General features: G+C 67.5%; 12 protein-coding genes. 6 read left to right on the top strand and 6 right to left on the bottom strand.

Annotation, left to right across the window (positions count from 1 at the left end):
* The first annotated feature begins 70 nt into the window (after positions 1-70).
* Positions 71-676, top strand: coding sequence for a trimeric intracellular cation channel family protein (locus AB3347_RS01145; RefSeq protein ID WP_369089935.1), 606 nt, complete (start codon positions 71-73; stop codon positions 674-676).
* Here the strand turns inward: AB3347_RS01145 and AB3347_RS01140 are convergent.
* The 4 genes from AB3347_RS01140 to AB3347_RS01125 all read right to left on the bottom strand — a co-directional run bounded on the left by AB3347_RS01140 (position 673) and on the right by AB3347_RS01125 (position 6,400).
* A complete protein-coding gene (locus tag AB3347_RS01140) occupies positions 673-2,331 on the bottom strand; it encodes an ATP-binding protein (protein WP_369089934.1) in 1,659 nt (552 codons plus the stop codon). The genes AB3347_RS01145 and AB3347_RS01140 overlap by 4 nt on opposite strands.
* A complete protein-coding gene (locus AB3347_RS01135; RefSeq protein ID WP_369089933.1) occupies positions 2,324-3,796 on the bottom strand; it encodes an ATPase domain-containing protein in 1,473 nt (490 codons plus the stop codon). The genes AB3347_RS01140 and AB3347_RS01135 overlap by 8 nt, the downstream gene beginning before the upstream one ends.
* Positions 3,797-3,979: 183 nt before the next feature.
* The gene (locus tag AB3347_RS01130) at positions 3,980-4,318 is read right to left on the bottom strand and encodes a P-II family nitrogen regulator (RefSeq protein WP_369089932.1); all 339 of its coding nucleotides are present in this window, start codon (positions 4,316-4,318) and stop codon (positions 3,980-3,982) included.
* A gap of 24 nt (positions 4,319-4,342) precedes the next feature.
* Positions 4,343-6,400, bottom strand: a complete 2,058-nt coding sequence (locus AB3347_RS01125) for an NAD(+) synthase (protein ID WP_369089931.1) — start codon at positions 6,398-6,400, stop codon at positions 4,343-4,345.
* Between the two features lie 68 nt (positions 6,401-6,468).
* Between AB3347_RS01125 and AB3347_RS01120 the strand changes: the two genes are divergently transcribed.
* Both AB3347_RS01120 and AB3347_RS01115 read left to right on the top strand, forming a co-directional pair.
* Positions 6,469-7,608, top strand: coding sequence for a GNAT family N-acetyltransferase (locus AB3347_RS01120; RefSeq protein WP_369089930.1), 1,140 nt, complete (start codon positions 6,469-6,471; stop codon positions 7,606-7,608).
* A 91-nt stretch (positions 7,609-7,699) separates the two neighbouring features.
* Complete coding sequence (locus tag AB3347_RS01115; protein WP_369089929.1) at positions 7,700-8,266, top strand: serine hydrolase domain-containing protein; 567 nt, start codon at positions 7,700-7,702, stop codon at positions 8,264-8,266.
* On the opposite strand, the gene AB3347_RS01110 is transcribed toward AB3347_RS01115, so the two are convergent.
* Both AB3347_RS01110 and AB3347_RS01105 read right to left on the bottom strand, forming a co-directional pair.
* Positions 8,263-10,350 (bottom strand): PAS domain-containing protein, encoded by a 2,088-nt coding sequence (locus AB3347_RS01110; protein WP_369089928.1) that lies wholly within the window; start codon positions 10,348-10,350, stop codon positions 8,263-8,265. The genes AB3347_RS01115 and AB3347_RS01110 overlap by 4 nt on opposite strands.
* A gap of 177 nt (positions 10,351-10,527) precedes the next feature.
* Positions 10,528-11,448 (bottom strand): LysR family transcriptional regulator, encoded by a 921-nt coding sequence (locus AB3347_RS01105; RefSeq protein WP_369089927.1) that lies wholly within the window; start codon positions 11,446-11,448, stop codon positions 10,528-10,530.
* 272 nt (positions 11,449-11,720) lie between these two features.
* On the opposite strand from AB3347_RS01105, the gene AB3347_RS01100 reads away from it, so the two are divergent.
* The 3 genes from AB3347_RS01100 (at position 11,721) to AB3347_RS01090 (ending at position 16,264) form a co-directional block, all read left to right on the top strand.
* Positions 11,721-14,009 (top strand): TonB-dependent receptor, encoded by a 2,289-nt coding sequence (locus AB3347_RS01100; protein WP_369089926.1) that lies wholly within the window; start codon positions 11,721-11,723, stop codon positions 14,007-14,009.
* Positions 14,010-14,158: 149 nt separating this feature from the next.
* Positions 14,159-15,040, top strand: a complete 882-nt coding sequence (locus AB3347_RS01095) for an alpha/beta fold hydrolase (protein ID WP_369089925.1) — start codon at positions 14,159-14,161, stop codon at positions 15,038-15,040.
* Between the two features lie 21 nt (positions 15,041-15,061).
* Positions 15,062-16,264 carry a substrate-binding domain-containing protein gene (locus tag AB3347_RS01090; protein WP_369089924.1) on the top strand — a complete coding sequence of 401 codons (1,203 nt, stop codon included), beginning with the start codon at positions 15,062-15,064 and terminating at the stop codon, positions 16,262-16,264.
* Position 16,265: the final 1 nt, after the last annotated feature.

The raw sequence follows: 16,265 nt of genomic DNA, 5'->3' as shown, positions 1-16,265 counted from the left end.
AGCCGACCACCCTACCGTAAATGCATAGCGGCATGGTAGTCTAGCAACACCACTGCTCAGCTTCTACCGCATGACCCTCATCAAGTTCATCGAAATCATGGCGATCCTGGTCGGCGCCTTCTCCGGCTTCATCGAGGCGCGGCGCAAGCGCATGGACCTGGTGGGCGTGTTCACGGTGGCCTTTATCACCGCCTTCGGCGGCGGCACCCTGCGCGACATCCTGCTCGACCGGCGCCCGCTGTTCTGGGTGATCCACCAGGAATACGCAATCCTGATCTTCGTGCTGGCCCTGGTGGCCTCGCCCCTGATCCGCACGCTGCGCCAGATCGTCTCGGAACGCTTGATCGTGATCGCCGACGCGGTCGGCCTGGGTCTGTTCTCGGTGGCCGGCGTGTCCGCCGCGCTGGCCGCCGACATGCCGATCTTCATCGCCTCGATGATGGGGGTGATCACCGGGATCTTCGGCGGCGTGTTGCGCGACATCGTCTGCAACGAGGTGCCGATGGTGTTCCGCGACGGGAAACCCTACGCGATCTGCGCCTTCCTGGGGAACTGGCTGTTCCTGATGATGCGCCACTATGGCGTGGAGGCCGACTTCGCGCTGTGGTCGAGCGCGCTGTTCATCAGCGGCTTGCGGCTGCTCACCTGGAAGTTCGACCTGCGCATGGGGCGTTAGCGCGGCGCCAGCAGCCTTGCCAGCGCCCGGCGCAGCTCTTCCTGCGTGTAGGGCTTGGGCAGCACGCCGATCGACAGGCCCTGCAGGCGCTCCGGCGCCAGCACGTAGCCGCTGACGAGCAGGATCGGCAGCTCCGGGTGCTGCGCCCGGATGCGCCGCGCCAGGCCGATGCCGTCGAGCTGGCCCGGCATCACGACATCCGAGAACACCAGGTCGAATTCTGCCAGCGGCTGCGCCAGCGCCTCCTGCGCGTCGCGCGCCAGACGCGCATCGCAACCGAGGTTATCCAGAATGTCCAGGGTGGCCTCGGCCACTTCCGGATCGTCCTCGACGCAGAGCACGCGTATGCCGGCAGGCAGCGCGCTGGCCGTGCCGGGTGCCGGTTCGTCGCGCTCCTCCGCCTCCAGCGCCGCGCTGCGTGGCAGCAGGATCGACACCGTGGTGCCCGCGGGCGAACTGTCGATCCAGGCCGTGCCGCCCGACTGCTTCGCGAAGCCGTAGACCTGGCTCAAGCCGAGGCCGGTGCCCGCGCCAAGCGGCTTGGTGGTGAAGAAGGGGTCGAAGGCCTGCGCCGCCACCTCGGGCGACATGCCCGAACCGGTATCGCTGACGGTGAGCCGGACGAACTCGCCGTGCAGCTCCGCTTCCGGCACGTCCGGCGACGGCAGTTCGAGGTTCCCGGCGCCGACGACGATACGGCCGCCGTCCGGCATCGCGTCCTTGGCGTTGACGGCCAGGTTCAACAGCGCCACTTCGAGCTGGGTGGCATCGGCATCGGCCAGCCACAGTCCGGGTGCGATGCGCATGTCCAGGGTGATCCGTTCGCGCACCGACTGCTGCAGCAGGTCGCGCATCTCGTCGAGCAGCTTCCCGAGGTCGAGCGCGCCGCCCGCCAGCGCCTGGCGGCGCCCGAAGGCCAGCAGCTGGTGGGTCAGCTTGGCGCCGCGCGAAGCGGCGCGCTGAATGGCGTGCAGCGCGCGCTCGAAGCGCTCGCTGCCCGGCTCGACCAGAGGCAGCAGCGTCGTGGCGCCCTGGATCACCTGCAGCAGGTTGTTGAAATCGTGGGCCACGCCGCCGGTCATCCTGCCGATCGCTTCCAGTTTGCGCGCTTCGTTGAGCGCGGTTTCGATGCGCTTGCGGGTCTCCACTTCGGCGATCAGCTCGGACGTGCGCTCCAGCACCCGCTGCTCGAGCTGCACGGCGGAGGCCGACAGACTCTGCATCTGTTCACGCACCGTGAACTGCCAGGCGCGCGCCCGGCAGGCGGCGTCGAAGGCCGCGCGCAGCACGTTCGGCGGACTCGGCCGGCCCAGCACGGTCAGGTTGGCGAACCGGCGCAGGAAGGCCCACTGCGCCTGCGAGCCGCCGCTGGTGGCCTGGGCACTGAACACGATGAGCGGCAGGTCCGACCACGCCGGCTGCGCCTGCAGCGCGCCGGCCAGCGCCGCCGCGTGCGTTTCGAGCGCCTCGTCGGTGAACAGCATCAAGCTCAGCGCCGGATCGGCGACCGCGGCGGCCAGCGCCTCACCGTCGGCGCAAGGCCTGATGTGCGCTCCCCACTCGCGCAGCAGGTCGGCCAGCACGGCGGCGTCCTGGCCGGACGGCGCACAGATGGCGGCCACGACGTTCCAGCCTGGTTTGCGCGGATCAGCCATGGCCGTTCGCGGCCGCGGCCTCGGGAGCGATGCGCGGCACGCCGGTGAGCACGCCCTGGAAATCCTCCAGCGGATCGCCGACCGACATGCCGGTGCTGGTCAGGGAAAATTCGCGGATGCTGGTCTCGTGGCGTCCGGGGCGTTTCTTGACCACCGAAATCGCCTTGCGCACCGTGCCTTCGGCTTCGAAGTAGCGCAACAGGATCACGGTATCGGTGATGAAGCCGACGTCGAGCGTGTCGCGCACGTCCTGCAGCAGGCCGGACTGGCCGACGATCAGCAGCGACAGCACGCCCTGGTTCGACAGGTAGCTGAGCAGTTCGTGCATCTGCAGCATCAGCGCCGCTTCCTCGTGCATGGTCTCGAGGTAGGAATTGAGGCTGTCGATGACCACCACCGCGGCGCCACGGTCCTCGACCTGGCGCCGCACTTTCCAGATGAATTCGCCCGGCGTGATGCGCGAGGGATTGATGCGCTCCCAGTGCACGGTGCCGGCGTCGATCGCCTCGGCGGCGCGCATCGACAGGCCGTTGGCGCGGTCGAGCAGCGTGTCCTTGGTCTCGTCGAAGGCGAAGTAGGCCACGTGTTCGCCGCGACCGGCCGCCACGTTGGCATACTGGAGCGCCAGCGAGGACTTGCCTACCCCGGTGGGTCCCAGGATCATCACCGAGGTGCCGCGCACCAGGCCGCCGCACAGCATCGCATCCAGCGCCGGCACCTCGCTGGTGACCGTGTCGCGCACCCGCTGGCCCTGGTGCTCCTCGGCGATCAGGCTGGGGAACACATACACTTCGCGCGCGGTGATGGCGAAGTCGTGCCAGCCGCTCTGGAACTCGGCGCCGCGCATCTTGACCACGCGCAGGCGCCGGCGGGCGGCGCCGAACTCGCGCTCGCGCTGGTCGAGCGTGATCACGCCATGCACCGTGCCCTGCAGGTCGAACTGGCGCGGCTCATCGGTCAGGTCGTCCATCAGGAGCGTGGTGCAGGCCTGCTGCAGCAGGAAGCGCTTGAGCGCGACGATCTGGCGCCGGTAGCGCATCGGGTCGTTCGCGACCATGCGCAGTTCCGACATCGAATCGATCACGATGCGGCTGGGGCCGACCGCGCGGATGGCCTCGCAGATCGCCTCGATGGTCTGGCTCAGTTCCGCTTCCGACGGGAACAGCACGCTTTGCTGGCGCTCGAGCTGGGCCTCGGCCGGGACCACTTCGCGCAGCGCAATCCCGTCGAGGGACCAGCCGTGGCTGCGCGCCGTCGCCGCCAGCTCCTCGACGGTCTCGGACAGGGAAATGTACAGGCAGGGCTCGCCCTTTTCGGCGCCGTCGATCAGGAAGCGCAGGCCGATGGTGGTCTTGCCGGTGCCCGGCCGCCCCTCGATCAGGTGGATGCGCTGCCTGGGCAGTCCGCCCCGCAGCACCTGGTCCAGCTCGGGAATACCAGTATGAATTTTTTCCAGGTCGCTCATGTTGTTCTCTCTGACGGGTATAGGTGATGGAGCGATGCACTGCTAAAAATATCATTTAGATAATTTTTATGCATGATAGCTCATCTTTGCCGCAGCCCGCTTGCCGGGCCTGCCCTTGTTCAAGCCAGACCAGGCCTACAAGGCGTCAGAACGGAGCGGCGGCTCCGTGCGACCTGAAACGGATCAGACCGCGTCGGCGCCGGTCTCGCCGGTGCGGATGCGGATCACCTGCTCCACGTTCTGGACGAAGATCTTGCCGTCGCCGATCTTGCCGGTGCGCGCCGCCTTGATGATGGCGTCGACCACCCCCTCGGCCATGCTGTCGTCCACCACCACTTCGATCTTTACCTTGGGCAGGAAGTCCACCACGTATTCGGCGCCGCGATACAGCTCGGTATGGCCCTTCTGGCGGCCGAAGCCCTTCACTTCGGTCACGGTCAGGCCGGTGACGTTGACCTCGGCCAGCGCCTCGCGCACTTCGTCCAGCTTGAAGGGTTTGATCACGCAGGTAATCTGTTTCATGTTCTTGTCTCTCTCAAACAGTGATTAATCGGGGATATTCTTGAGGTCGTCCATCCATACGGTGGCTTCGGAATCCGATGGCGCGCGCCAGTCGCCGCGCGGGGACAGCGAGCCGCCGTTGCCGACCTTCGGCCCGTTCGGCACGCAGGTACGCTTGAACTGGCTGGTCTTGAAGAAGCGCCACAGGAAGATGCCGAGGTTCTTCTTGATCGCATCCAGCCCGTACTCGTTGCGTACCAGGGCCGCATTCGGCCACCGGCCCTGCGCGCGGTCGTGCCAGGCGCTCCAGGAAAGGAAGGCCACCTTGCTCGGCTTGAAGCCGTAGCGCAGGGTGTAGTACAGGTTGAAGTCCTGCAGCTCGTAGGGGCCGATGGTATCTTCGGTTTTCTGGGCCGGCTTGCCGTCCGGGCTTGCCTGGGTCCCGCCCGGCACCAGTTCGGGGCTGATCTTGGTGTCGAGGATCTTCAGCAGCACGTCGGCGCCATTTTCCACCACCGCGCCGGTCTCGGCCACCCAGCGCACCAGGTAGGAGATCAGGGTCTTGGGCACGCTGGCGTTGACGTTGTAGTGCGACATGTGGTCGCCCACGCCGTAGGTGCACCAGCCCAGCGCCAGCTCGGACAGGTCGCCGGTGCCGATCACGATCGCGTTGTGGAAGTTCGCCAGGCGGAACAAATGGTTGGTGCGCTCGCCCGCCTGCACGTTCTCGAAGGTGATGTCGTAATCCGCCTTGCCCTCCGCGTAGGGATGGCCGAGGTCCTTGAGCATCTGGATGCAGCTCGGGCGGATGTCGATCAGCTGGGCGCTGCAGCCCACCACGCGCATCAGGTCGTGGGCCTGCTGCAGGGTACGCTCGCTGGTGGCGAAGCCCGGCATGGTATAGGCGAGGATGTTGGTGCGCGGCAGGCCAAGGCGGTCCATGGCCCTGGCGCACACCAGGAGCGCGTGGGTCGAGTCGAGCCCGCCCGAGACGCCGATCACCACCTTCTTGATGTTGGCGCTCGACAGGCGCTGGATCAGGGCCTGCACCTGGATGTTGTAGACCTCCGTGCAGCGCTCGTCGCGGCGGGCCTGGTCGGCCGGCACGTAGGGGAAGCGTTCGACGCTGCGCGCCAGCGGCATGTCGCGCTCCAGCGGCAGGGCGAGCTGGAAGCGAACCAGGCGGAACTTCGCCACTTCTTCCGCATGGCGGCGCACCGACTGCGAGAAGGTGGTGGCGTGCATGCGCTCGTTCGACAGGCGGTCGAGGTCGACGTCGGCGTAGATCACGTGCGAGTCGTCGCTGAAGCGTTCCGACTCGGCCAGCAGCTCGCCCTTCTCGTAGATGAGCGACTGGCCGTCCCAGGCCATGTCGTTGGTCGACTCGCCGCGGCCGGCCGAGGTGTACAAGTAGGCCGCCAGGCAGCGTGCCGACTGCTGGCTGACCAACTGGTGGCGGTAGCCGCTCTTGCCCACCACGACGTTCGAGGCCGACAGGTTGACCAGCACCGTGGCGCCGGCCATGGCCGCGAACGAGGACGGCGGGACCGGCACCCAGACGTCTTCGCAGATCTCGACATGGAAACGGAATAGCGGCAGGTTCTCGATCTCGAACAGCAGGGCCGGGCCGAAAGGCACGGTGGCCCCGAACAGGTCGATCTGGTCGACCGCGGCGCAATCCGCGGCACTGAACTGCCTGGATTCGTAAAACTCGCCATAATTAGGCAGGAAGCTCTTGGGCACCACGCCCAGCACGCGGCCGTTCGCCACGACCACGGCGCAATTGAAGAGCTGGTGGTTGACCTTGAGCGGCATGCCGACCACCAGCGCCACCGGCAGCGCACCGGATGCCTCGACGATCTGCGCCAGGCCGTCGAGGCAGCCGTCGAGCAGCGCGCGCTGGTGGAACAGGTCGTCGCAGCTGTAGGCCGACAGGCCCAGTTCGGGGAAGGCCACCAGCACGGCGCCCTGGTCGGCGGCCTGGCGCGCCAGGCTCAGGGTCTGCGCGACGTTGAAGGCCGGATCGGCGATGCGGCAGCGCGGGATCGCCACCGCGACCCGGGCGAAGTGGTGCGTGTAGAGGTTGAAGAATCGCTGGTTCATGGGTGAGTCTTTCGCGTGCTGGCAAGCGCGGGGGAGTTCGCCATTATTCATTTGCTACGGAAGTCATTTTGAATTATCGCACGCATATCGTTTCTTCTCTGCTCGAGGTCGGGCAGGCGCGCTGGGACGCGCTGGTGGACGCGCAGGACAATCCGAACCCTTTCCTGTCCTATGCCTTCCTGCACGCGCTGCACGAATCCGGCAGCGCCGCCCCGGAAACCGGCTGGCAGCCGCAGTACATCGTGCTCTACGACGGCGAGGCGCTGGCGGCCGCCCTGCCGCTCTACGTCAAGGGCCACTCCTACGGCGAATACGTGTTCGACTGGGCCTGGGCCGATGCCTACCAGCGGCACGGACTCGACTACTACCCGAAGCTGCTGTCCGCGATCCCGTTCACGCCGGTGGCCGGGCCGCGCCTGATGGCGGTCGACGCGGCCGCGCGCGCGGCGCTGCTCGAGGTGCTGGTGGCCACCCAGGGCGCGGCCGAGGTCTCGTCGACCCACGTGCTGTTCCCGCCCGAGGAACAGGCGCGCCAGCTGCAGGACGCCGGTTTCATGCTGCGCAGCGGCGTCCAGTTCCACTGGCTGAACCAGGGTTACAAGAACTTCGACGAATTCCTGGCCACGCTGGAGCAGAAGAAGCGCAAGAACATCCGCGCCGAGCGCAGGAAGGTGCGCGAAGCCGGGGTGAGCCTGCGCCGCGTGCGCGGGCGCGACGCGACGGATGCCGACTGGCTGCTGTTCAACCGCTGCTACCGCCACACCTACAAGGCGCACTACTCGACGCCCTACCTGAACCTCGATTTCTTCCGCCGCATCGGACAAACGATGCCGGACAACATCCTGCTGGTGATCGCCGCGCGCGACGGGCGCGACATCGCGGCCTCGCTGGTGATCCACAACGAGACCACGCTGTTCGGCCGCTACTGGGGCGAGCTGGAACACGTACCCTGCCTGCACTTCGAGGCAGCCTATTACCAGCCGCTGGAGTTCTGCATCGAACAGGGCATCCAGGCCTTCGAAGGCGGCGCCCAGGGCGAGCACAAGATGGCGCGCGGCTTCCTGCCCACCCGCACCTGGTCGGCGCACTGGCTGGCGCATCCCGCGTTCGCGGACGCGATCGAGCGCTTCCTGGAGCGCGAGAAAGGCGGGATCGACGACTACCTGGACGAACTGAACGAGCGCAGCCCGTTCCGCGAGGCGCGCTGAGCAGCGCTGCCCAGTGTGGAAATGCATGCATTTTTGGCCGCCCCGGGCGTGCTATCGTGCCTGCCCATCGTCGACCATCGTGGATGCGTCCATGAAGCGCCTTGCCCTGCTGCTCTGTTTCCCCCTCCTCGCCGCGGCCGCGCCGGCTGCGCCGGCCGCGCTGGCCGAGTCCCTCGACCGCATCGTCGCCGCGCGCTTCAAGCCGGAGCTGCCCGGGATCGCCGTGCTGGTCGTCAAGGACGGGCGCCCGGTCCTGCGCAAGGCCTATGGCATGGCCAACGTCGAACTCGGCGTGCCGGCCCGGCCGGAGCACGTGTTCCGGATCGGTTCGACGACCAAGCTGTTCACCGCGACCGCCGTCATGCTGCTGGTCGAGGACGGCAAGCTCGCGCTCGACGCGCCGCTCAAGCGCTACCTGCCGGACGCGCCGCGGCATTGGGACCAGGTCACCATCGCCCACCTCCTGAGCCATACCAGCGGCATCCCGAACCTGTCGATGGATTCCGGATACTGGCGCACCGCCGCGCGCCTGGACAATATGCTGGAGGAGCTGGTCGCGCCGGTACGCGGGCGTCCGCTCGATTTCGAACCCGGCGGCGGCGACAATGAAGTCCTGAGCAGGCAGCTGATTTCGGAAGTGCAGGCTGGCTGGCGCTAGGCGGCGTCGAACAGCGCGCGCACCGCGCCCGCCAGCTCCTCGATCGCGAAGGGCTTGGGCAGGATCTGCACCGCCTGGTCGAGCACCCCGTTGTCGACCATGACGTTGCGGGTGTAACCGGTGGTGAACAGGAGCCGCAGGCCGGGGCGGCGGCGCAGCACCTCGTCGGCCAGCCTTCTGCCGTTCATGTCGGGCATGACCACGTCGGTCAGGAGCAGGCCGATCTCCGGGTGCGCGTCGAGCGCCTGCAGGGCGGCGGCCGCGCCGTCGGCGCACACCACGCCGTAGCCCAGCTCGTCCAGCATGTCGGCCACCAGCATGCGCACCTCGGGCTCGTCGTCGACGACCAGCACCGTCTCGGACCTGCGCCCGCCGGCCGGCCCGGGGGCGGGGGCCTGCGGTTCCGGCAGGCTGTCGGCGGCCGCATGGCGCGGCAGGAAGATCCTGACCGTGCTGCCCTGCCCCTCGACGGATTCGATCCCCACCTGGCCGCCCGACTGCCGGACGAAGCCATACACCTGGCTCAGCCCGAGCCCGGTGCCGCGCCCGACTTCCTTGGTCGTGAAGAAGGGTTCGAACGCCTTGGCGATGACTTGCGGGCTCATGCCGGTGCCGGTATCGGTAACTTCCACCAGCACGTAGTCGCCCGGCGCCAGGCCGCCGAGCGCAGCCGCCTGTTGTGCGTCGAGCGAGCGGTTGGCGCTCAGGATGCCGAGGCGGCCGCCCTGTTCCATCGCGTCGCGCGCATTCACGACCAGGTTGACGATCGCGTTCTCGAGCTGGCCGGGGTCGGCGAAGGTGCGCCACAGGCCGTCGGCCAGGCGCAGCTCGAGCGCGATCGAGGCGCCCAGCGAATGGCGCAGCAGCTCGGACATGCCGTCCACCAGTTCGTTGACCGACACGGCCGCCGGCCGCAAGGGCTGCTGGCGCGAAAAGGCCAGCAGGCGCTGGGTCAGCTCGGCGGCGCGCCTGACTCCGCCCTTGGCTAGGCTCAGGTAATGCGGTGCGCGCGGGTCGCCCGGCGGCAGGCGCCGTCCGAGCAGGTCGAGCGCATTCGAGATCACGGCCAGCATGTTGTTGAAGTCGTGGGCGATCCCGCCGGTCAGCTGGCCCACCGCTTCCATCTTCTGCGACTGGCGCAGCGCATCCTGGGTGCGCACCCGTTCGGCCACTTCGTCGGCCACGCGGCGCTCCAGGTTGTCGTTCAGGGCGCGCAGTGCGCGCTCGGCCTGGTAGCGCGGCGTGATGTCCTGGAACAGGACGGCGACCTGGCGCCGCTCGACCGGCTCGATGCGCAATGCGGACAGCTCGAGGTGGCGGCCGGTGCGCTCGAGCTCGCGCTGGAAGCGGATCGGCTTCCCGGTCACCAGCACTTCGCGGTAGATCTCGACCCAGGCCTGCGCTTCAAGCGGCACCATGTCGCGCACGCGCTGCCCGACCACGTCCTCGATGCCGGTATGGACCGCGTAGGCCGGGTTGGCCATGACGTGCACGTAGTCGCTCAGCGGCCCGTGCGGCCCGTCCAGGAATTCGATGACGCTGAAGCCCTGATCGATCGACTCGAACATGGTGCGAAACAGGCGCTCGCTCTCGCCAAGGGCCTGTTCGGCCGCCTTGCGTTCGCTCAGGTCCAGCATGGCGCCGATCATGCGCAGGGGACGGCCGGCGGCGTCGCGCAGGACCGTGCCGCGGTCGAAGATCTCGGCATAGCTGCCGTCGGCGCGCCGGAAGCGGTACTCGCCGGACCAGCGCGTCCCGCCGCTTTCGATGACGGCGTGGATGGCATGGTCGATGCGGGCCCGGTCGTCCGGATGGATATGCTCGAGCCACCAGGCGGCGCTGGTCTGTTCCAGCGCATGGCCGAACAGCTCGCACAAGGCGTCGTTCCAGGTCACATGGCCGTCGGCCAGGCGCCAGTCCCAGATGGCGTCGTTGGTCGCCATCCTGGCGAGCCGGTAACGCTCGGCGGCGTCCGGGTCGTCGCTGCCGTCCGCGGCCACAGCGGCCACGGCGGCCTGCGGCTGCCCAGTGTCCGGCCCATGCGGTGGCGGGGCTGGAGCGGTCATGTCGATGTGGGCACTCATGGAAGCTTCTGTCCGTACGAAGGCTGCGGCTCGGCGCCGCGTGGCAAATTTTGCAATGATACCGCGTTTCGATCCGGGCACGGCGGCATCTCGGCCCGGCGCACATCGATGCCTTCGCTGATCCGCTTGCGCATGGTTCCCGTGGCGGGTATCGAGACTGGCGAGGATACGCCTTGCCTAGGCGAGCGGCAAGCCGGCGCGGTCCGCCACGAACAGGTCGGGATGGCCCTCCGCGCATTCGCGCAACAGGTTCCACACCACCTTCACCCGGCGCAGCCGGTACAGGTCGGTCGGGGCGGCCAGCCAGAACGAGCGCTCGGCCTGGAAGCCCGGCAACACCCGCACCAGCCGGCCATCATCCGGCACCGCATAGGGCGGCGCCATCATCAGCCCCATGCCGAGCGAGGCGGCTTCCAGCTGGGCGGTCATGCCCGAGCAGCAGATGCGGCGCCGCGGCGTGAAGCCGAGTTCGTTCAGGTAGGACAGCTCGCGGCTGGCCAGGCGGTCCTGGACGTAGTCGACGAAGTCGTGCCGCGCCAGGTCGGCCTGGGTGCGGATCGGCGGATGGCGCGCCAGGTAGGAGGGCGAGGCGTACAGGTAGAAGTGGAAGGACGCCAGGCGGGTAACCATGTAGCGGCCGGTGGTGGGCGGGTCGAGCATCACGCCGAGGTCGGCCTCGCGGTTGGCCAGGTTGGCAAAGCGCGGCAGGTTCAGCAGGTCGATCGACAGGTCCGGGTGCTGCTCGAGCAGCCGGGCCAGCAGCGGCGCCACCACGCGCACGCCGAACACCTCCGGCACGCCCAGGCGCACCACGCCGTGCGCGGCCACTTCGGCCCCGCCGATCTGCTCGGCCGCCGCCAGGGCCGCCCCTTCCATCGCCTCGGCATGCGGCAGCAGCGCCTGCCCGACTTCGGTGAGCTCGTAGCCTTCGCGCGAGCGGTCGAACAGGGTCGAGCCGAGCTGGGCTTCGAGGCGATCGATGCGGCGCGCCACGGTGGTGTGCTCCACTTCCAGCCGGCGCGAGGCGCCCGACAGGGTGCCGGCGCGCGCCAGCTCCAGGAAGAAACGCAGGTCGGTCCATTCAGGCAGCGTATTCATCGGGCGGGTTGTTCAATATCAACATCTCACATTGTGCACCAGTGCACATTCCCCCTGCAATCATTTGCAGCTTTTTCGATGCGGCAGCGCACAAACGGTGCGTGGCCGATTCCCGCCCTCGCCAGCACGCGCACAGGCATGGTGCAGCGAGCTGTGCATTTTTGCACAACGGGGTGGGCGATTGTTGACTATCTAACCAAACCCAAGCAAGGCACACTGCTGACCATGCGAAAACCTGAACGCATGCCGCTATCAAAAATTAGGAGACATCGATGCGTCTGACCAAGAAGAAACTGAAGCTGCTGAACCCTGCCATCCAGTCCGCCGTGGCCCTGCTCGTCCTCTCGGGCGGCAATGTGGCCATCGCCCAGGAAGCGACCGGCGCCGCGCCGGTGGCGACCGCCGAAGAAGCCGTGAACAAGGTGGTCGTGACCGCCCGCCGCCGTGAAGAAAGCCTGCAGGACGTGCCGGTCTCGGTCACCGCCTTCAGCGCCGACCAGCTGTCGAAGACCGCCACGCCGGACATCACCGCCCTCGCCCTGGCCCTGCCGAACACCACCCTGAAGGCCTCGCGCGCCACCAACTCGACCCTGACCGCCTTCATCCGCGGCGTCGGCCAGGCCGATCCGCTGGCCGGCTTCGAGTCGGGCGTCGGCATCTACATCGACGACATCTACCTGGCCCGCCCACAGGCGGCCGTGGCCGACATCTACGACGTCGAACGCATCGAGGTGCTGCGCGGCCCGCAGGGCACGCTGTACGGCCGCAACACCATCGGCGGCGCCGTCAAGTACGTCACCCGCAAGCTGGCCCCGCAGACCGACGCGCGCCTGCGCGCCACCGTCGGCCAATACGGCCAGAAGGAAATCGTCGCCACCGCCAGCACGCCGATCTCGGAGACCGCGCGCATCGGCGGCACCTTCGCCCGCTTCAAGCGCGACGGCTTCGGCAAGAACCTGACCACCGGCGGCGACAACTACGACAAGGACGTCACCGCGGCGCGCCTGTCGGCCGAGTTCACCCCGACCCCGGACCTGTTCATCCGCATCGCCGGCGACATCACCAAGGACGATTCCAGCCCCAAGAACGGCCACCGCCTGATCGTCGGCCGCACCAGCGGCGCCCCGATCCTGAGCAATGTCTACGATACCCGCGCCAACCTGATGCAGGCCCTCGGCCACGACCAGGAAGTCAAGGCGCACGGCGTCTCGGCCACCGTCGAATACACCCTCAACAACGAGTGGTCCCTCAAGTCGATCACGGCTTCGCGCAAGGACAAGTCGTACGCGCCGATCGACTTCGATTCGCTGGCAGTGACCGACATGCACGTGCCGGCCCTGTACACCAACAAGCAGTTCAGCCAGGAATTCAACCTCACCTACACGGGCGAGCGCCTGCAAGGCGTGGCCGGTGTCTACTACATCGACGCCAACGCCTTCAACAAGTTCGACACCATCCTGGGCGGCGCGGTCCCGACCTCGACCTACACGATGGGCGACATCGACACCAAGGCCTGGGCGATCTATGCCGACGGCAGCTACAACGTGACCGACGCCTTCAGCGTCTCGCTGGGCGGCCGCTACACCGTCGACAAGCGCGAAGCCGAAGTGCTGCGCCAGATCTACCTGGGCGCCAATGGCACCCCGGACCTGGGCAATCCGGGCGCCATCCTGTTCCGCACCGACACCGACCTGCGCGGCGGCCAGCTCAAGCGCGAGGACAAGAAGTTCACCCCGCGCATCGCCGTGAACTACAAGCTCAACCAGGACCACAACGTGTATGCGTCCTACTCCGAAGGCTTCAAGGGCGGCGGCTTCGAACCGCGCCTGAACATGGTCGGCACCAAGCTGCCGCTGGCGGTGGCCAAGCGCGGCTACGAGCCGGAAATCATCGAGACCTACGAACTGGGCCTGAAATCGGCCTTCAACGGCGGCCGCATCACCACCAATGCCGCGGTGTTCTACAGCGACTACCAGGACGTGCAGATCCCGGGCTCGGTGGCGATCGACACCAACGGCGACGGCAAGGACGACAGCTTCGCCGGCGTGACCACCAATGCCGGCAAGGCCAAGATCAAGGGCGCCGAACTGGAAGCCATCGCCAACCTGACCCCGAACTTCATGATCGCGGGCATGTACAGCTACATCGACGCCGAGTACAAGGAATACTTCGCGGCCGGCGTCAACGTGGCGAGCCAGCGCACTTTCCAGAACACCCCGAAGAACTCGGCCAACCTGCGCTTCAACTACGACATCCCGATGCCGGTGATGGGCTACAACGGCAAGCTGTCCCTGATCGGCAGCGCCTCGTACAAGGGCGCCACCGCCCAGTTCGAGACCGCCTCGCTGCTCGACCAGGAGTCGTACAAGCTGTATGACGCGAGCATCGTCTGGACCCGCGCCGACGGCAAGGTCCGCGCCGGCCTGCACGGCAAGAACCTGAGCGACAAGCACTACAAGACCGGCGGCTACCTGTTCCCGACCCTGGGCAACGAGGGCACCCTGACCGCGTTCTACGGCAACCCGCGCCAGGTCTCGGCAACGCTCGAGTACCGCTTCTAAGCGCGCCCCACGGCCCGTAGCAGCGGGCCCTCCCCGGCAGCATCCCCTGGCTGGCGCCCGCGCGGCGCCGGCCGGGAGGCTTGCCGCCCTCGCATTGACCACGGCATCGGCTCCGGCCGGCCGGAACGACTTACAGGATATCAGCCAGCGTGTCGACTTTCACTCCAATCAGCTACACCAGCAGCGACGGGCTGGCGCTGTATGCGCGCGACTATCCGGCGGATCCCGCCGCCGGCCTGCCTGCGCGGCTGCCGGTGATCTGCATCCACGGCCTGACACGCAATTCGGCCGACTTCGACGAACTCGCCCCGCTCCTGTCGGCCATGGGGCGGCGCGTGATCGCGGTCGACGTGCGCGGGCGCGGCTTCTCGGCGCACGATCCGAACCCCGACAACTACACCCCGGCGGTCTACGCCGCCGACATCGTCAAGCTGATGGAAGACCTGGCGCTGCCGCGCGCGGTCTTCGTCGGCACCTCGATGGGCGGCCTGATCACCATGACCCTGGCGGCGCGCCGGCTCGACCTGATCGCCGCCGCCGTCCTCAACGACGTCGGCCCGGTGCTGTCGGTGCGCGGCCTGCAGCGCATCGCCGGCTACGCGGGCCGCTGCAACGCGCTGGCGAGCTGGGACGACGCCGCCGCCTACCTGCGCGACATCAACGCCTGCGCCTTCCCGGCCAATTCGAACGAGGAATGGGCCAAGTGGGCGCGCCGCGCCTTCGAACAGAAGGATGACGGACAGCTGGCGCTGCGTTACGATCCGAATATCGCAAGCGCGATACAGACGGGCAAGCTGCGTCCGACCTCGCTGGCCGCACGCATGGCCTTCCGCCGGCTGGCGCGGCGCCGCCCTACCCTGCTGGTGCGCGGCGCGCTGTCCGACCTGGTCGAACCCGAACAGGCCGAGTGGATGCGCAAGGCGGCCCCGGAACTGCATTACGCGGAAGTGCCGGACGTCGGCCACGCGCCCATGCTCACCGAGCCGGCGGCGCTGGACGCGATCCGCGCCTTCCTGGCCAAGCTACCGTAAAAGATACTCAAGGAGACTAGCATGAACCACCTGATCAAACCCCTGGCCGTGGCCATCGTCGCCGCATTCGCTGCCGGCGCCGCGCCCACCGTGTTCGCACAGGGCAAGGACCTGAAGATCGCCCTCATCGCCGGCAAGACCGGACCGCTCGAAGCCTACGCCAAGGAGACCGAGACCGGCTTCATGATGGGCCTCGAGTACCTGACCAAGGGCAGCATGCAGATCAACGGGCGGAAAATCAAGGTCATCGTCAAGGACGACCAGTCCAAGCCGGACCTGGGCCGCACCCTGCTGGCCGAAGCCTACGGCGACGACAAGGTCGACATCGCGGTCGGCACCACCTCGTCCGGCTCGGCGATCGCCATGCTGCCGGTGGCGAAGGAATACAAGAAGGTCTTGATCGTCGAGCCGGCGGTGGCCGATGCGATCACCCAGGAAAAGTGGAACAAGTACATCTTCCGCACCGCGCGCAGCTCGATGCAGGACGCGCTGGCCGCCGCCAGCACCCTCAAGAGCGGCAGCATCGGTTTCCTGGCCCAGGACAATGCCTTCGGGCGCGACGCCATCGAGGCCGGCAAGGATGCGCTCAAGGCCACCGGCAGCAAGGCCGTGACCGTCCACGAGGAATACGCGCCGGCCACCACCACCGACTTCACCGCCCCGACCCAGCGCCTGTTCAACGCCCTCAAGGACAAGCCGCAGCCGCGCGTGCTGGCCATCGTCTGGGCCGGCCCGAACCCGCTGAACAAGATCGCCGACATGAAGCCGGAGCGCTTCGGCATCGCCCTGGCCCCGGGCGGCAACATCCTGCCGGTGATGAAGACCTGGAAGAGCTACGCCGGCACCGAAGGCACGATCTACTACTACCACGGCTTCCCGAAGAACAAGATGAACGACTGGTTCGTGGCCGAACACACCAAGCGCTACAAGATGCCGCCAGATATGTTCACCGCAGGCGGCATGGCCGCGGCCAGCGCCGTGTTCACTGCCCTCAGCAAGGCGCCGAACGCCAAGAACGGCGACGAGCTGGTGGCGGCGATGGAGGGCATGAGCTTCGAGACTCCGAAGGGCAGCATGAGCTTCCGCAAGGAAGACCACCAGGCGATCCAGCCGATGTACCACTTCCGCATCAAGAAGGACCAGAAGAACGAGTGGGACCTGCTGGAACTGGTGCGCGAGATCCCCGCCGCCGAGATGCCGCTGCCGGTGAAGAACAAGCGCTGAC

The sequence above is a fragment of the Massilia sp. X63 genome, assembly GCF_041023745.1.
Classification (GTDB): domain Bacteria; phylum Pseudomonadota; class Gammaproteobacteria; order Burkholderiales; family Burkholderiaceae_D; genus Telluria.
The sequence above is the reverse complement of the archived record's forward strand: the minus strand, read 5'-3'. Positions and strand labels throughout refer to the sequence as shown.

Bases quoted from the DNA above. Each gene is read 5' to 3' on its own strand.
- AB3347_RS01145 (WP_369089935.1), top strand. From the start codon at position 71: ATGACCCTCATCAAGTTCATCGAAATCATGGCGATCCTGGTCGGCGCC.
- AB3347_RS01140 (WP_369089934.1), bottom strand. From the start codon at position 2,331: ATGGCTGATCCGCGCAAACCAGGCTGGAACGTCGTGGCCGCCATCTGT.
- AB3347_RS01135 (WP_369089933.1), bottom strand. From the start codon at position 3,796: ATGAGCGACCTGGAAAAAATTCATACTGGTATTCCCGAGCTGGACCAG.
- AB3347_RS01130 (WP_369089932.1), bottom strand. From the start codon at position 4,318: ATGAAACAGATTACCTGCGTGATCAAACCCTTCAAGCTGGACGAAGTG.
- AB3347_RS01125 (WP_369089931.1), bottom strand. From the start codon at position 6,400: ATGAACCAGCGATTCTTCAACCTCTACACGCACCACTTCGCCCGGGTC.
- AB3347_RS01115 (WP_369089929.1), top strand. From the start codon at position 7,700: ATGAAGCGCCTTGCCCTGCTGCTCTGTTTCCCCCTCCTCGCCGCGGCC.
- AB3347_RS01110 (WP_369089928.1), bottom strand. From the start codon at position 10,350: ATGAGTGCCCACATCGACATGACCGCTCCAGCCCCGCCACCGCATGGG.
- AB3347_RS01105 (WP_369089927.1), bottom strand. From the start codon at position 11,448: ATGAATACGCTGCCTGAATGGACCGACCTGCGTTTCTTCCTGGAGCTG.
- AB3347_RS01100 (WP_369089926.1), top strand. From the start codon at position 11,721: ATGCGTCTGACCAAGAAGAAACTGAAGCTGCTGAACCCTGCCATCCAG.
- AB3347_RS01090 (WP_369089924.1), top strand. From the start codon at position 15,062: ATGAACCACCTGATCAAACCCCTGGCCGTGGCCATCGTCGCCGCATTC.